The following is a 16,151-nucleotide window of genomic DNA, read 5'->3' as shown; positions in this document are numbered from 1 at the left end:
TAAACATACCGGATATAAAGTATTGAATGAGGTTGAGATGCTGAAAGGTGCCGACAACATGCCGGGCAAGTGGCAGCTCCTTATCTTTCTCGGACAACAAACGATCCTGAACCTTCAAAATCAGGCATCCGCATAACGGAGCGGAACCGTTGTCAGGTGAACCGTGGAATAATGGGGCTACGCCCCGTTATGCCGCGAAAGTCACTTGACATAAGGTTCACGGAGTATCCTGTCTGTGCAGAAAAGGGGGCAAATGCGCCCTTTTCCTGCCTTCCGGCGAGGATGGGTTCGGGCAACGCCCGATAATGGGTCAAGGGACAAGTCCCTTGCGGATACATAGGGCAGAGCCCTATGCCCTCGGAGAGCTTTCAAGTATCAATATCTGCAGTTTTCAAGGTTCTTTTGAGCCTATTTTTTTGACTCTTTTTTTCATACATCATTTGACACTATCTCTGCAGGCACTTCCGCCTGCCCCTGACAAAAACGACTTTCATTCCTCCCCGAATACGGTACCTGCATTTCCGTCATAGCTGTAAATAATATTGATGCCATCCTGGTAACGTTTGTTCATGGCAAGCTCAATTCCAGGTTCCTCAGTCTGGGGATCCAGAATCCCGATCCCGATAGTATAACCCTTCCTGAAAAGATCATTAAAGGGAATATCATTCACAGTAGTCACCGTTTTACCCGGAGTCAGCTGCGTCAGATCCACATCCACGCCTTCCCAGTAACGTCTGTTTCCTTCCGCATCATAAATATACATCATAACCGGCCATTCAAAGTAGATAGGTGCCGCACCGTCATTTTTCCATACAAGCTCCACCTTAAAGGACTGTCTGAAGTAATCCATTTTAATATCCATATGTGAAATACGGTAACGGTAGCCGAGATGTTTTAATATCTCTGCAGCTCCATTAGATGCAAGCATTTCTCCTTCCGGAGCACGCGGTCCGATAAAAGTCATATGTGACCGATCAATTAAAGAAAGAGTCTGCTCCAGATCCTCCCCCAGCATCTGTTCCAGGGGAAGCTCTCCTGTAAACTCTCCGCCCACAGGCGCATTGTTCCAGACAGCTTTCACAGGAGCGTAGGGAATCTGCCTGCCAGGTGTTTCATAAGCACCGCCGTTTTCCTGCCAATCCAGCCATTCCAGAGTATCCCCGGGCAGGCCGGTCATATCATTATACAGTCCCATACCCCCGTCTACGGCCATCGGCCATCACATAGTTCCTGCGTATGAGAAGTCTGGCATGTATAAAGCTGTCTGCATACTGGCCGGCATACTTCCAGCATACCTCTGCGTCCGGCATGGGCGGTACGCCATCCTCATACTTTGTATGCCATTCCCCCCAGTGCCCGAGGCTTCCAAACTGCACATAGGAAACAAAGGTATCCTGACTGCAGTAGCTGCCCAGCGCAGCCAGGGCGGTGCGTATCCCTTTCCATAATCCGTATCGTAGAATATGCCGTCGGCTGTTTTTTCATAGAGCCATTGGGGAATGTCCATATGCTTTTCACTTCCGGGCATATCGCAGACAAAACGCAGAACCGCATGCCTCCCTTCGTCCTTCCAGCGTTTTATATGGTTCCTTTCTTCCAGCCCTTTTATATCAAAATGCCCTTCCCTGGGTTCCCATTCCGCCCAGGTTACATCAATATAAACGAGCTGTCCCGTCTGGGCCTCTTCAGGATGTCTGGCCCAGTTAACATATCCCATCAGCGGATTTTCATACACCCCGTCTCCGGCTGTAAAATCTACCGAGGCAGACAGATTATAAATGCGGGGGATCATGTAAAAAGCCAGAAGCACGAAAGCCGCCGCCAGCAGGATAACCACCCCTGTAATTATTTTCACTCTTGTACCATTAGCCATGATATTCTCCGTTATACTGTATTAACGTCACATCCTTCACCTGCTCGATTGCCCGGATATTCTCCAGGAAAACCGTGCTGTCAGTTCTACAATAAACCTCAAGCATCATTTCTGTCAAGCTGCCCCGCAGCGTCTTGGACTTCATCTGGTATTTGATTTTTTTCATGGCGCGCAGTACTTCATCTCCGGTAAGCTCTCCTTCATAATGTACCACCATGATGTAAATCATTCCTCTTTTCTGTCTGTGGTAAAGCAGATGGATTAGAATTACCATCAGGACACAGGCCGACAGAGCCAGTACATACATGTTTGCTCCCACGGTAATACCAACCGATATCGCCCAGAACAGGTACAAAAGATCCATGGGATCTTTTATGGCGGTACGGTAACGGACAATGGAAAGTGCGCCCACCATACCGAGGGATATTACGATATTTGTGCTGATGGCCAGCGTCAGCATACAGGTCAGCACCGTCATCCCCACCAGGGTTGTTGCAAAGGAACGGGAAAATACCACGCCTCCGAAATAAATCTGATATATCTTATAAATGAACAAACCCAGTATAAGTGCCGCAAACGACAGGCCCCCCAGCAGGAAACCGAAGCCATAATAGTTTACTTCCCCGAACAGGATCTGCCATACGGTAGCCAGGATGCTCACCGCCGCAAAAGCCGTTGTCCCCATCAGCGCCCCGGCATAGTCTTCAAAGTACAGGAGAATCAGCATAACGGTGTTGCTGATCGCATAAAGTCCGTATCCGGCGCACAGCAGGCGGTAAATTCCCATGGAAGTATCATTCATGCCCAGGGGCAGAATCTCCAGCACCAGGGAACCGATTACAATGAACAGGAGCGTTGAAATCAGCTGTTTATGTGCATTGAAGGTCAATTCCTGCTTCAGCACCGCAAGCATTTCCATTTCCGCCTGTTCAATATCCCGTATGGAACCGTTGTCGTTAAACAGGCTGTAATAGTTCTTATATTTCGGATAAAAACGTACCTCCACCGAGAACCACAGACAAAGCAGCTTATATACCGGCGACACTCCTGAAAAATGGAGGAAAACACACCAGACAAAAGCTCCTCCCACAAGCAGGATGGCACAGCTGCCATAGAGGCTGGGCATAATTTTTGAGGCTTTTTCTTCGTACAGCATATCCGAAACAAAACGGGTCACTCCCATGTTGAAAATACTGGTAGTGGTAAGGGACGCCAGCAGACAGTAAGTGAGCATACAGTTAAGCAGCTCTCTGTGATGCTGATCCATGCCTGCCAGCTGTGACAGAAAGGCAACTCCCGTCAAAAGAATGACACCCAGGATCATCGGTCCTGCACAGATAAGCCCTGCATATCCATATGCGAGGCACAGATTGAATACCCCTTTTTTATTGAACAGCTTTTTTAGACTGAATCCGATCCCTGCCATTTTCCCATTACCTCTGCATAAACCTGTTTGTAATTTTGAATCATATCCTCATGGCGGTAAAATTGTTCCACCCTTTTCTTCCCGTTCTGTCCCATCCGGTAACGTTCCTCCACACGCAGACACATCCGTTCCATAGCGCTGCAGAGGGCTTCCCTGTCCATGGGAGGCACACAGAAGCCCGCGCTGCCAAGCTCATCGCCCTCCATTCCGTTAAGCAGTTCCCGGCAGCATCCTACATCCGTTGTGACACAGGGCCTGCCTGCGGCAAAGTATTCCAGAACGGAAAGCGGCTGCCCCTCCGAAATGCTGGTCAGAACGGTAAAATCCAGCTTTTTCATATATTCCAGCACATTCACCATACCGGGAAAAAGCACATCCTTTACTCCCAGCTGCCTGACAAGCTCATAACATTCCTGCGCATACTGTTTATCATCTTCCGGTCCGATAATGTGCAGCCGTACCTTTTCCAGCCGGAATTTCAGCTCATAAAATGAATAGATAAGCGTTTTTATATCCTTGATCGGCGCCAGGCGAACCACCGCTCCGATATCCGTCCAGCCCTCCTCTTCCTTAAGAGGGATGTCACAAAAGCGTTTATAATGGATTCCGTTGGGAATCACCCTGCAGCGCTCCGGTGCGCAGCCAATATCGATCTGGATCTTCCTGGCATTGCCGAATAGGCTGGTAATCATATCCGCCGCTCCATATAACCAGGCGAGATATTCCTCCAGCCTGCTTCTCATCGTTTCCCATCCTGCTTCAGCACCACGGTCGGGATCGAGGACATCATCGGGATGCTGGAAATGGGAATTAACATAATGCAGATTCAGTTCGGAAAGGGCCGCCATTTCCATATAAGGATCGATGATATAACCGGATATGATACGCGGCGTTTCCGCGAGTCCATCGGCAGCCACCTCAAAATCCTGGGTATATTCCACATCGCCTTTAAAATAAATGCTGGCAATGGCCTTAATATCCGGAAATTCTTCAGCCAGTATGCTTCTGGCTTCTTCGGACAGAATATTGGAAGGAGGGACATAGACACTGGCCGAAGCCTGTGGAAACAGTTTCTCTGTAAAACGGACCAGTTCATGCATGGCGGCTTCCATATCTTCTTTTGAATTCCAATAACCATAATCGAACAGCCGATCGTAGGTTCCCTGTACATAGCCGTCCCCGAAGCTTTTATCAAAGCCCTTCAGACAAAGAGGAATGCGATTGTATCCATGCAGACCGATTTCCCCGCCGTTTTTCAAAAGAGAGGAACCGAAATACTGAAAGCGCTGAATATTCTGATTCGGCTTAAAAGGGGCTTCCACCTGATCGTTATAATCTTCAATGACCATGCCGTTGTACCGACAGCCATATTTTTCCGAAAGCTTCAGCAAATCTGACCACCAGACATTGGTATAGAAATCTTTAACACTGATCCCGTAATCCCGCTGTATATACTCACTGGCGCCGGAAGGGACCGGAGAGGGAAAATCATCCAGATAAAAAGAACTGCCATTGATTACCGGCCAGGCAAAGGCCTCCCCCAGCAGGCTGTAACCCGCCGCATGGATTCCCCGATAAGCCTTTTCCATAATGCCGAAGTTGTCAAAGACAATCGTTTCATCTTTGTATTTCCTTTCCCACAGAACCGGAAGCTCCCTGTCATCAACGCTGACAATATGCACGGTACAAATGCTGGCGTTCGCCCGTATCTGGGGAAAATCCTCCACAAGAATCTGCCGGCCTTCCTCCGAAAGAATATTGGAGGGAGGTACATACACCTGGAATTTTTCCTTCGGGAACAGCCAGGTACAGAAGCGGTTCAGCTCCTCAATGGACAGGCGCATATCTTCCCGGCTTTTCCATTGCCGGTAGGTATCAAACTGGTTTTTATAATCAAAATCTTCAGGGACCAGAGGCATGTGGTTGTACCCATGAAAACCGATTTCCCCGCCGTCATCCAGCAGCTTGTTGCCAAAATAGCGGAACCGCTGCAGATCGTCATTCCCTTCAAACGGCGCCTGGTTTTCATCGGAATAATCCTCAATGACCAGACCCGTATACCGGATTCCATGTTTTTTCCACAGTTCTTCTATATCCGGCCACCATACATTAGTGTAAAAGATTTTGATGTCCATGTGATAGTCCCGTTGGATAAATTCCCCTTCTCCCGCCGGCACAGGGGAGGGAAAATCATCAATATAGAAGGCGGAACCATTGATAACAGGCCATACGCAGACATCGGACAGCAGGCTGTAGGCGGCGCAGTAAAAACCTCTGTATACCTTTTCAAAAAAATTGAGATTGTAAAAGACTACCTTGCCGTCGCCGTATGCATACTCCCATAGCAGAGGCATTTCCTTATCATCCGCACTGACAATATGTACGGCAGCGCCCTCTTCCAGCGTAACGGACAGCGCGGAATCAAAGGGATCACTCACCTCGATATCCTTGTCCTTTCCGCCAATCATAAACCCGCTTTTAAAACGCAGCCCTTCCACACAGTACCGGGTCGCACCCACATCACGGATGCCCATTTTATCGCTGACAAGCTTAAGATAAGTGTCAGGTTCGGGCGGACAGAGCACCAGCATATTACCGCCGGCCTTAATGTGATCAAACAGTTCAAGCAGGGAAGTTCCCAGTTTTTCATATTGATTGACCGCAAGAATAATATTTTCATAACCGAAACTGGCGGTTCCTTTATTCTGTTCCCAGTCCTGCTCTTCAAATGGAATTTTCATTTGGGAAAGGACGGCAGACATTTCCGTTTTGGCATTTACGGAATCCTCCTGTGTGCTGTCCCACAGCAGCAGACATTCCGGCTCCTGCTGCACAGATGGTCCGGAAAAGCTTTCACTGTTGAGTATGGGCAGGCTGCTTTCGGAATGTTCGTATTTCACATTGCGCCTTTCAAACAGCAGGACCACAATCATCAGTCCGAATAAAATCATCGCCCACTGCATTTTCCCAAACTGGAGCCTCAATATTCTGTTCTTTGGCCGGGCGCTTTCTTTTTCAGCTTTCCGTTTCATCGTTTTCCTTCCAGAAGTCCACCGTTCTTCTTGCAGCTGGAGAAAGATATACTTTATTGTTTTCCAACAGGCCGATTACCGTCCCAATCTGTTCCGGATTCTTTGTCATTACCCCATGCCGGATTTTCATCAGATAGCCTTCCTCCTGCTGGGGGCAGAGCCTTATGGCGGCGTCAGCCATACGCAGGGCATCTTCATACTCCCCCAGGGCACAATCCTGTTCAAATTTCTTGCAGTACAGGGGCAGCTCCTCATGCCCTTCTTCTTTTCGCTGTGTGAGCTTTCGTTCCAGCAGCCCACACAGTTCCAGTCTGCGGTTTTTCAGCATATTCCCCTCCAGCAGGCCGCTTTCCACATATTTTTCGAGTGTCTGTATGTATTCATCCAGAAGTCCGGCATCTTCTTCCAAGGCAAAGGCCTCCTTTTGTTTCTGCAGCTTTGTTTCATAGTCCTTCTGCAGTTCTACCATGGCGGTGGTGGCATAATGAACTACCTCGGTATCATCATTCATCCGGGCATTCTTCAGCACTTCTACATATTCGCCCACATCATCATATAAAATATCCATCATAAGCTCTCTTCGTGTGGAAGCATCGTTCATAAGAAGCGCTTCCTGAAGCGGCACCATCAGATCCCTTGCCGGATCCTCCTCCATCAGGATGCTTCTGTGGATATCATCATTAATTTTCAGTTTTTCAATGCCGATTTCCTTTTTGTTTTCCTGATCTCCCCTGGATTCCCATTCCAGGAAAAGAAGACAGGAAAAACCGAATACCGGAACCAGAAATACAATCGGAAGAATCATGGGGCGGCTTTTCATAAGATGCGTATACATCAGTATCGCAGCAATCAGGCACAAAACACAATGGAACAACACAAACATCCACAGGCCCATTCTGTCACCCCACTTTCTCTACCACTTGATAGGAAAGTCCGGTTCCGGCCAGCCGGGTTTCCACAAAATGAAAACTTTCCAAATTAACCTGAGCGAGAAGAACATACAGATTTCCATCCGTTCCTTCTCCGATCACATCCGCCGCCCGGATGATTCTGGAAAGAGAATCGCTGACCTTGTGCCGTTCCTTTTCCTCCAGCTTCACCAGAACGTAGTCCGCTATCTTTTTTTCTTTCATCTCGGACTGGACGGCAAGAATTTCCATAAAACGTTCCCTGCGCACCACATTGGTCTGGGGATAATAGATTTTTTCCTCCGCAAGCTCTTCATAATCCAGTGCCCTGAGAAAAGAGGTCTGAACCAGGCCGCACAGGATACGGAAAATATTCATATAGTTCATACCGTACTGATCTGGATTTACTTCGTAGATTACTACGAACAGAACAAGCTTTTCTTCCCGGAAGATTCCGCTGGCGTAAACAGGCATCCCTTCCTGCATTTCCGTGTTTTTGTAAATTTTTCTTTCCCGGACCATCTCAAAAAGGCCTCCGGATTCTTCCAGCACCATGGATTTTGGCAGTTTAGTCCGAAGCTGATCGGAACAGACCACCAGACGTCCAAATCGTTCATACTGATCCACGGAATAAATAGCAATACTGCGGTTCTCAAGAATATCCTCCATTGTCAGCAGAGCCTCAATAAATATGCTCTGCGGCAGAATATTGTCCAGCCGCTGCACTGCATCGAAAATTCTGCCGAAGCTGTCCTTGAAGCCAAGTATCTGCTTTTTATATTCTCCTTTATTTTCCACGGCGCTTCGGTATACTTCATTCAGGAAGAGGTATTTATCCCGAAGCAGTCCGTATTCTTCCCGTGAGAACTTGATTTCTTCCGTTTTTTTATTTTTTATGTAACCCGTTACGGAACCGGCCATCAGGTAAATCATGAAGGGGATCCAGTTTTCCACATTGTAAAACAGCAGCGTCCAGTCCACGCCGATCCCCAGATACTGCACAAACAGAGCGATACATTCCAGCAGTGCCGCCAGCAGTCCGGTCCGCATTCCATAAATTGTGCCCATGATAACAATAAAAAACAGGCGGATGTCAACGAAGCGGAAATACACTTTTACACCCAGATAATGGTTGAGAAGCTCTGTGAACAGAAAAACAACCAACAGCTCCACATATTTGAAAATCCCTTCCTGTCGGTTCAGAAGCTTTTCAAGCCAGTCCCGAAGGGAACGCTTCCCTTTCATCACTTTTTTGCAAAAAAGTTCATAAAGCCATGCAGTCTGTTCCATGACATCTTCTTTGGGAATCCAGCCATAAATTTTCCTCAGTTCAAAGGGATAATCCTCCCTGGGGATTACATCCGCCTTATTTTCATAAAGGATACGCAGGCCAGGTGACAGGGAGGACAAAACAGCAGCCAGATCCCCGTAGGTATGACGGTAACCGCTGCTGACAAAATAACTGCCGCACTCATCTTCATCCTCTTCAACAATACGCCTGAGAAGCTCCGCAAAATCCTCCTGACTGATAAAATCTACCCGGTCATTCTCTCTGTAAGGCAGGAGTAATTTTTTGTTTTCATAAATATTCCGGAAAAGTTTACCCAGGAAAACGGCACATTTTTTCCATCTGATCGGCGCGCAGGGATGCGGCCTGATAGAAATTCCTGTCCAGTTCAATACCTCCTGTCCCTATGGCAGGAACATAGTTCATGCTTTCAATGGAGGAAAGTATCACCACTTTGTCCACATGGGCATGCGCCGCTTCCAGCAGTAATAACCCGGAAATCTTTTGCCAGGTCACTCCAGAGAATTTCTTTTATTATTCTGTTGTATCCAGTTACAAGGATATCTTTCATTGCTTATTTTGCCTTTTTATAATACTCTTAATCAAAAATATGTAATTATTTATTTATAATATATTTATATTTCCTCCACTTCAACAAAATCTGAAAATTTGTTCATTCAATGTATGGTATGCTGTATTCCACAAAAAGCCAAAATAACAGAAAATATATTAAAATCTATAACAAAAAACAGCAGAACTTGCCAGCCAGATTATTATCCGGTACTGGAGTTCTGCTGCTATTATGTCAGGTTTTTATCTTTCTTTAATCCGCATCCATAATAAATTCCCGAAAATAATTTTCAGGAAATTCAAGTATAAACACAGTGGATTCACCGAGTGCTCTTTACCGTAATATTTCCTCCATGCTTTTCCAGGATGTCCTTTACAAGCGGCAGTTCCAATCCCGATCCGCCCATGGCACGGGAACGGGACTTGTCCACCCTGTAAAACGGTTCAAATATGCGGGAAATTTCCTCTTTTGGGGTTCCGATTCCCGTATCTGCCATCCTCATAATTATTTTTCCTGCTTCTTTTCTGGCTGAAATGGAAATTGTACCGTAATCTCTGTTGTATTTTACCACATTTTCGAACAGATTGCCCACCGCACGGGAATGCATCACACGGCTGCCTGTCAGCTTTAAGCCAGGCATGCTTCCGATGGAAACCGTCAGATGCTTTTCCTGGATCGGCCTGGAAAGCTCCTCTGCTGACTCTGCAAGGAGTTCTTCCAGGCTGACCTCCTCGTTCACGATGCTGCCATTTTCAGAGGTCAGCCTGGCTGAAGCTTATGCATATGCATATTTTATACAAGCTGGCCCCATTCGTAGGGAGTTGCCTGGTATACGTAATAATTCAGCCAATTGGTATACAGGTTATTACAGTGGGATCTCCACAGCAGGTTAGGCCGTCTGGTACAGTCGTCATCCGGATAATAATTCTTTGGCACCTGGATGGGCAGTCCCTTTTCCTTGTCCCGCATATACTCATTATGCAGCGTATACCGGTCATATTCCGGATGCCCCATAACAAAAATCTGCCGGCCGTCTCCCGCCATGGCGAGCAGGACGCCTGCCTCTTCAGACTCCGCCATGACCATCAGTTCTTTGCATGCATGGATTTCTTCCGCGGAAACCGCCGTATGGCGGCTGTGGGGAATATAAAAATAGTCGTCAAAGCCTCTCACCAGCGGCACCCTGCGGTTGGATACCTTATGTGAAAACACGCCGAACAGCTTCTGGGGAAGCAGCACCTTGTTCAACCCGAAGTGGTAATACAGGCCGGCCTGGGCGCCCCAGCAGATGTGAAAGGTGCTTGTCACATGGGTTTTGGACCATTCCATGATTTCGCACAGCTCCGGCCAGTAATCCACTTCCTCAAAGGGAATCTGTTCCACGGGAGCGCCTGTGATGATCAGGCCGTCATACTGTTTTCCCCTAAGCTCATCGAAGGTATTGTAAAATTTATTCAGATGCGTTATGGAAGTATTCAGCGATACATGACTGTTCATTTTCATAAATGTCACATCCACCTGCAGGGGGGTGTTGGAAAGAGAGCGAAGCAGCTGCAGCTCCGTATCCTGCTTCACTGGCATCAGGTTGAGAATGCAGATCGCAAGGGGACGCATATCCTGATGCTGCGCCCTGTATTCGTCCATGACAAATATATTTTCATTTTCCAGTATTGTCCTTGCGGGCAGATCGCTTTGTACTTTAATCGGCATTGCTTCTTATACCTCCATATCCAGATATTGCTTCATGAATTCTTCTTCTGTAACGATGGGAACCTCAAGCTCCTTGGCCTTCTTGTTCTTGGAAGAGCCTGAGGCGGAATCGTTATTAATCAGGCAGGTGGTCTTTCCGGTAACGCTTCCGGTCACCTTGCCGCCTTTGCTTTCGATCAGTTCCTTTAGCTCGCTTCTGCTGTCAAAATGCATAAGGCTTCCGGTAACGACAAACACCATCCCCTTCAGGGTGAGTGCGGATTCGTCCACCTCTATCTGCTCGATTTCCAGCTCCTCAAGCAGCTTCTTCATATTCTCACGGTTCTTTTCGGACTGCCAGTAATCATGGAAGGTTCCGGCGATGACTTCCCCTATGCCGTCTATCAGGCTTAATTCCTCTACATCCGCCTGCATCATGCGTTCCAGATCATCATGATACTCACGGCAGATCATTTTTGCATTGGCAAGGCCGATATTCGCGATCCCCAGCCCGTAGATCACTCTGGGCAGCGTGGTTTTCCTGGATTTTTCAATGCTGTCCGCCAGATTCTGATAGGACTTTTCGCCAAAGCCCTCCATTTCCACGATTTCCTCCCGGTACTGCTCCAGATGGAACAGGTCGGCAAAGGTATGCAGATAGCCCCTTCCCAGGAATTTTTCCAGTGTGGCCTCCGACAGTCCATCGATGTTCAGGGCGTCCCTGCTGACAAAAAGAGTGAAGGACTTCACCTTTTTGGCATCGCAGTCAGGATTCATGCAGTAGAGAGACTGTACATCATTCACCTGCTCGATCCTGGTTTCTCCGCCGCAGACCGGACAGGTATGGGGGATTTCCAGCGTATCGCTTCCGGTGAGGTTTTCCGCGATCTGGGGGATAATCATGTTGGCTTTATAAACGGTAATCCGATCCCCGATTCCCAGCTTCAGCGCTTTTACGATGCTCACATTGTGCACGCTGGCCCTGCTCACCGTAGTGCCCTCCAGCTCTACCGGATCGAATATGGCAACCGGGTTAATCAGCCCCGTACGGCTTGCGCTCCATTCGATTTCCTGAAGCGTTGTTTCCGCGGTTTCATCCGCCCATTTAAAGGCGATGGAATCCCTGGGGAACTTCGCTGTCCGGCCCAGTGACTGACCGTAAGCAATATCATCATAAATCAGCACCAGTCCGTCCGAGGGAACGTCATATTCCGCCACACGGCTTTCATAATCCTCCACAGCGGACAGGATGGACTGTGCATCCACCTCCTGATATTCCACCACCTCAAAGCCCTGCTTTTTTAAAAATATGAACTGTTCTTTTCTCGAATTCTGAAAGTCCGCTCCGTCCGCGCGTACAAGGGCAAAGGCAAAAAAACGGACGTTTCTCTGTGCGGTGATTTCATTATTCAGCTGGCGGACGGAACCGGAACAGAGATTCCTCGGATTTTTGTATCTGGCGTCGGCGTCCTCGATCTGTTCATTGATTTTGCGGAAATCCTCATAAGTGATGACAGCCTCTCCCCGGAGAACAAGTTCTCCCTGGTAAGGAATTGCCAGCGGGACATTCACAAATACCCTGGCATTGCCGGTGATCACTTCCCCGATCTCTCCGTTTCCTCTTGTGACGGCCTTGAACAGCCGGCCGTCGCGGTAGGTCAGGACGATGGTCAGGCCGTCCAGCTTCCAGGACAGCAGTCCCTTCTGCGCGCCCAGCCAGTCCCTCAGCTCTTCCCTGCTCTTTGTTTTTCCCAGCGAAAGCATGGGGCTTTCATGCCGCTCCTTGGGCAGCTCGTCAACAGCCTCATACCCTACGCTGATGGTAGGGCTTCCCGCCATAACGGTGCCCGTTTCCTCTTCCAGTGCTGTCAGCTCATCATAAAGTTTATCATATTCGTAGTTGCTCATGATTTCGCGATCTTCGGCATAATATGCTTTCGCGGCCTCTCCAAGCTTTGCGATCAGTTCCTTCATTCTTGCAGTCTTGTCCATCTGCACTTAACGCTCCTTTTCTCAGGAATGCAGCATTCCATATAGTTCTTCCAATTCTTCTCCCGTCACCAGACGGTAATTGCCCGGCTTCAGCTTCCCGATGGTAATATTCGCTACGCGGACACGCTTGATTCCCTGGGCGTCGTAGCCCAGCGCACGGCACATGCGGCGGATCTGCCGGTTCAGCCCCTGGGTGAGGACGATCCGGAATACAAATTTTCCCTCCTGCTCAATTGTGCAGGGACGGGTGGTGACATTGAGCTCCTTGAGAAAAACGCCCGCCGCCATCTTTTCCAGGAAGGTATCATTAATCGGCTTATTCACACGGACCAGGTATTCCTTCTCGTGGTAATTGGCCGCCCGCATCAGTCCGTTGATCAGATCCCCGTCGTTTGTCAAAAGAAGCAGCCCCTCCGAATCCTTGTCCAGCCGTCCGGCATAAGTCACCCGGATAGGGTAATCGATGGCGTCACGGATGGTTTTCTCCGCATATTTATCCTTTTCCGTACAGGTAACTCCCACGGGCTTATAATAGGCAAGCACTACCTTACGATCCTTCTTTTCCAGCATGCGCCCGTCCACCGCAACATCATCCGCCGGAGTGATCCGCATGCCCGTTTCAGCAGGGATACCGTTTACCATGACCCTGCCTGCTTCTATCATGCGGTCGGCTTCCCTGCGGGAGCAGATCCCGCAGTCAGCCAGATATTTGTTTAACCGTTCCTGTTTTGTATTATCGTCCATATTATCCTCATTTTAACTGTTCAGTGCCCTCACAGTTACTCCTCATTCCGTATTCTTTCCCAAAGCGCATATTGTTTATTAGTAACTGTTCAGTACCCTCACAGTTACTGCTAAAATCCATCCTAAATCGCCTTTGGCGATGGATTTTAGCACTCTTGAATCACTTTCTTACGGTCAACGCAGTAAATGCGCTGACCTGCTGAACAGTTACGTTTATTATACACTAGGTATTTTTTCCATGCAAACAGAAAAATGTTCTGTTTCCTATTGAATTACGCCGCACGCCATCTTCTCTCCCGAATCCCCGGAAGGCTGGGTATGGTAGTCATCGGGCATGGAATGGATAACTACCGTTCTTCCCAACACATCTCTGGGTGTAAATCGTTCCGTATAAAATGCGAGCCATGATCTTCCCCGGTTTTCTTCAAGCACCGGCATATCCCCGGCATGGGCCGGATGGGGGCAGCCGTCGGGATTAAAGTGGGAGCCGGCATCGGCAAAGGGATCCTCTTCATTTCCCGTGCAGGCGGCCCCTTCATGGATGTGGAAGCCGAAGAATCCCCTTTCACAGGTTTCTTCCTCATGAGGCAGACCGGAAATATCGGCCATCACGATGGTGCCGTCCAGAAAGTCATAGAAGGTGACAAGTCCTTCCACCTGCGGGTATTTTTCGGAGCCCTGCACATGGGCAAAGGCTCTTGGCTGATTTGCAAGGAACTGCAGAATTGAATCCGTCATTAATCTTAACACAGTTTTTCCTCCATAAAAAAGCTTCATAACTTTTTTCTTCCATAAAGTTACGACAAAGTTTCTTTATATATATATTCCTGTGTCCTGTCCATATAACCTCCCGGCTGCGGTTCGGGCATAAATATAGCCGCCGCTGTAGGTTCAGCGGCGGCCGGTTGCCGATGTTTATGGCTGATTAGCCGATGCGTCTGTCTTTTTCACGGCGCGTAGTTTCCCCGCTGTTACGGCGGGAGGAACTGCCTGTACGGCCGGCTCCTGCGGGTCTGCCGGATGCCGAATCGCGGTATTTGCGGCGTTCTCCCCCTTTGTCTTCGGGAAAGCTCCTGCGCTTGCCGTCATTCCTGCCGTAACGGGGATTATTTCCACGTCCGTCTTTTCCGGAACGATTGTCTCTGTCCTGACGGCCGCTGCCGAAATCACGGCTGCCGCGGTAATTCCTGCGTCTTTCGGGGATCACCTCCTGGATTTCCTGGGGTTCCTCTCCCATCTGCATTTTCAGGAAGGCGGCTGCAAGCTCGACAGCGCTGTAATCGCTGTCTTCCAGCTTCCTTTCTATCATATCCGTCAGTTTATCCAGCTGTGCGCCTTCCAGTGTCTCAAATGCGGCACGCAGCGCCTTTTCAGCCTTGATGGATACGATGTCCGCAGCGGACGGCACCTTTCTTTCCTGAATGGTTGTCTTACAGCTTCTTTCAATGTCTCTTAAACGGTACATTTCCCGGTTGGAAACAAAGGTAAAGGAACGGCCTTCTCTTCCTGCGCGTCCGGTACGTCCGATTCTGTGCACATAGTATTCGATATCCTGGGGAAGATCGTAATTAAATACGGCTTCCACATCATCCACATCAATTCCCCTGGCCGCCACATCCGTTGCGATCAGAATCTGAAGGCTGCCGTTACGGAAACGGTGCATTACGGTATCTCTCTGGTTCTGGGAAAGATCACCATGAAGGCCTTCGGCCGTATAGCCTTTATTTTTCAGGGTTTCAGAAAGCTCATCCACCATTCTCTTGGTATTGCAGAAAATCAGGGATCTCTGAATCCCGTAATAATCCAGAAGGCGGCTTGCAACCTCCACCTTAATCTGGCTGTTCACACGGTAATAATACTGCTTTACAAGCGGAATGGTCAGCTCCTGCTTGGTCATCTTCAGATAGACCGCATCCTTCTGGTAGGTATCGGTAATCTCCAGGATGGGCTTGGGCATTGTGGCTGAGAAGAGCGCTGTCTGGTGCTCGGAAGGGATTCCCTGGAGGATAGTTTCGATGTCCTCCCGAAAGCCCATGTTGAGCATTTCATCCGCTTCATCCAGAACCACCATATTCACATGCTCCATCTTCAGCGTATGGCGGCGCATATGGTCCATTACACGGCCGGGGGTGCCTACAATAATCTGTACGCCGCTTCTTAAGGCTTTAATCTGTCTGCTGATATCCTGGCCGCCGTAAATGGGCAGGATCTTTATTCCATGCATATATTTGGCAAAACGATGCATTTCATCTGCCGCCTGGATGGCAAGCTCCCTTGTGGGGCAGAGGATGACTGCCTGCAGGCTTCTGTTGTCAGGGTCGATATTCTGTATGACGGGGATTCCGAAGGCCGCCGTCTTGCCGGTTCCTGTCTGTGCCTGGCCTATCACGTCTTTTCTTTCCAGCAATACGGGAATCGCCTGCTCCTGTATAGGTGTCATCTGGTCAAAGCCCATTTCCTCCACAGCGCGGAGGATCCGGGAATCAATGTCTGCATCCTGGTATCTCGTTATTTCCATTCAAAAGTCCTTTCTTATTTCCACTCTTTTTTCACGCAAAAAGACAACACCCGTGATATCAGGGTGCTGTCCTTCTTTCTACGAATCTTTTCTATTATACTGTGCCGCTT

Annotated in this window: 13 protein-coding genes; all 13 read right to left on the bottom strand. The window is 48.6% G+C overall.

Translation table 11 applies throughout. The features are described from left to right. Positions 1-490: 490 nt before the first annotated feature. A complete protein-coding gene (locus FYJ45_RS08505) occupies positions 491-1,195 on the bottom strand; it encodes a DUF4832 domain-containing protein (protein WP_195841735.1) in 705 nt (234 codons plus the stop codon). A 24-nt stretch (positions 1,196-1,219) separates the two neighbouring features. Further along, complete coding sequence (locus FYJ45_RS08500; protein ID WP_154464254.1) at positions 1,220-1,873, bottom strand: hypothetical protein; 654 nt, start codon at positions 1,871-1,873, stop codon at positions 1,220-1,222. Then, on the bottom strand, positions 1,866-3,299 hold the full coding sequence (pelG, locus tag FYJ45_RS30555) for an exopolysaccharide Pel transporter PelG (protein WP_154464253.1): 1,434 nt from the start codon (positions 3,297-3,299) through the stop codon (positions 1,866-1,868). The genes FYJ45_RS08500 and pelG overlap by 8 nt, the downstream gene beginning before the upstream one ends. Further along, complete coding sequence (pelF, locus tag FYJ45_RS08490; protein WP_154464252.1) at positions 3,275-6,331, bottom strand: GT4 family glycosyltransferase PelF; 3,057 nt, start codon at positions 6,329-6,331, stop codon at positions 3,275-3,277. The genes pelG and pelF overlap by 25 nt, the downstream gene beginning before the upstream one ends. Beyond that, positions 6,315-7,226 carry a hypothetical protein gene (locus FYJ45_RS08485; protein ID WP_154464251.1) on the bottom strand — a complete coding sequence of 304 codons (912 nt, stop codon included), beginning with the start codon at positions 7,224-7,226 and terminating at the stop codon, positions 6,315-6,317. The genes pelF and FYJ45_RS08485 overlap by 17 nt, the downstream gene beginning before the upstream one ends. A gap of 4 nt (positions 7,227-7,230) precedes the next feature. After that, the gene (locus FYJ45_RS08480) at positions 7,231-8,919 is read right to left on the bottom strand and encodes an NAD-dependent epimerase/dehydratase family protein (RefSeq protein ID WP_154464250.1); all 1,689 of its coding nucleotides are present in this window, start codon (positions 8,917-8,919) and stop codon (positions 7,231-7,233) included. Beyond that, positions 8,840-9,043, bottom strand: a complete 204-nt coding sequence (locus tag FYJ45_RS08475) for a hypothetical protein (protein ID WP_154464249.1) — start codon at positions 9,041-9,043, stop codon at positions 8,840-8,842. Before FYJ45_RS08475 ends, FYJ45_RS08480 begins: the two co-directional genes overlap by 80 nt. Positions 9,044-9,417: 374 nt before the next feature. Further along, entirely contained in the window at positions 9,418-9,837 is a 420-nt protein-coding gene (locus FYJ45_RS08470) for a sensor histidine kinase (RefSeq protein ID WP_154464248.1), read from the bottom strand. A gap of 53 nt (positions 9,838-9,890) precedes the next feature. Then, positions 9,891-10,808: a homoserine O-acetyltransferase MetA gene (gene metA / locus FYJ45_RS08465; protein WP_154464247.1), complete on the bottom strand. Its 918-nt coding sequence runs from the start codon at positions 10,806-10,808 to the stop codon at positions 9,891-9,893. A 6-nt stretch (positions 10,809-10,814) separates the two neighbouring features. Then, positions 10,815-12,779, bottom strand: a complete 1,965-nt coding sequence (gene ligA / locus FYJ45_RS08460; RefSeq protein ID WP_154464262.1) for an NAD-dependent DNA ligase LigA — start codon at positions 12,777-12,779, stop codon at positions 10,815-10,817. 21 nt (positions 12,780-12,800) lie between these two features. Beyond that, the gene (locus FYJ45_RS08455; protein WP_154464246.1) at positions 12,801-13,523 is read right to left on the bottom strand and encodes a pseudouridine synthase; all 723 of its coding nucleotides are present in this window, start codon (positions 13,521-13,523) and stop codon (positions 12,801-12,803) included. A gap of 264 nt (positions 13,524-13,787) precedes the next feature. Then, complete coding sequence (locus FYJ45_RS08450) at positions 13,788-14,273, bottom strand: superoxide dismutase family protein (RefSeq protein WP_243003116.1); 486 nt, start codon at positions 14,271-14,273, stop codon at positions 13,788-13,790. Between the two features lie 175 nt (positions 14,274-14,448). Continuing rightward, on the bottom strand, positions 14,449-16,041 hold the full coding sequence (locus FYJ45_RS08445) for a DEAD/DEAH box helicase (RefSeq protein ID WP_154464245.1): 1,593 nt from the start codon (positions 16,039-16,041) through the stop codon (positions 14,449-14,451). Between the last annotated feature and the right edge of the window lie 110 nt (positions 16,042-16,151).

This window comes from Eisenbergiella porci, from assembly GCF_009696275.1.
Taxonomy (GTDB): Bacteria; Bacillota; Clostridia; order Lachnospirales; family Lachnospiraceae; genus Eisenbergiella; species Eisenbergiella porci.
The sequence above is the reverse complement of the archived record's forward strand: the minus strand, read 5'-3'. Positions and strand labels throughout refer to the sequence as shown.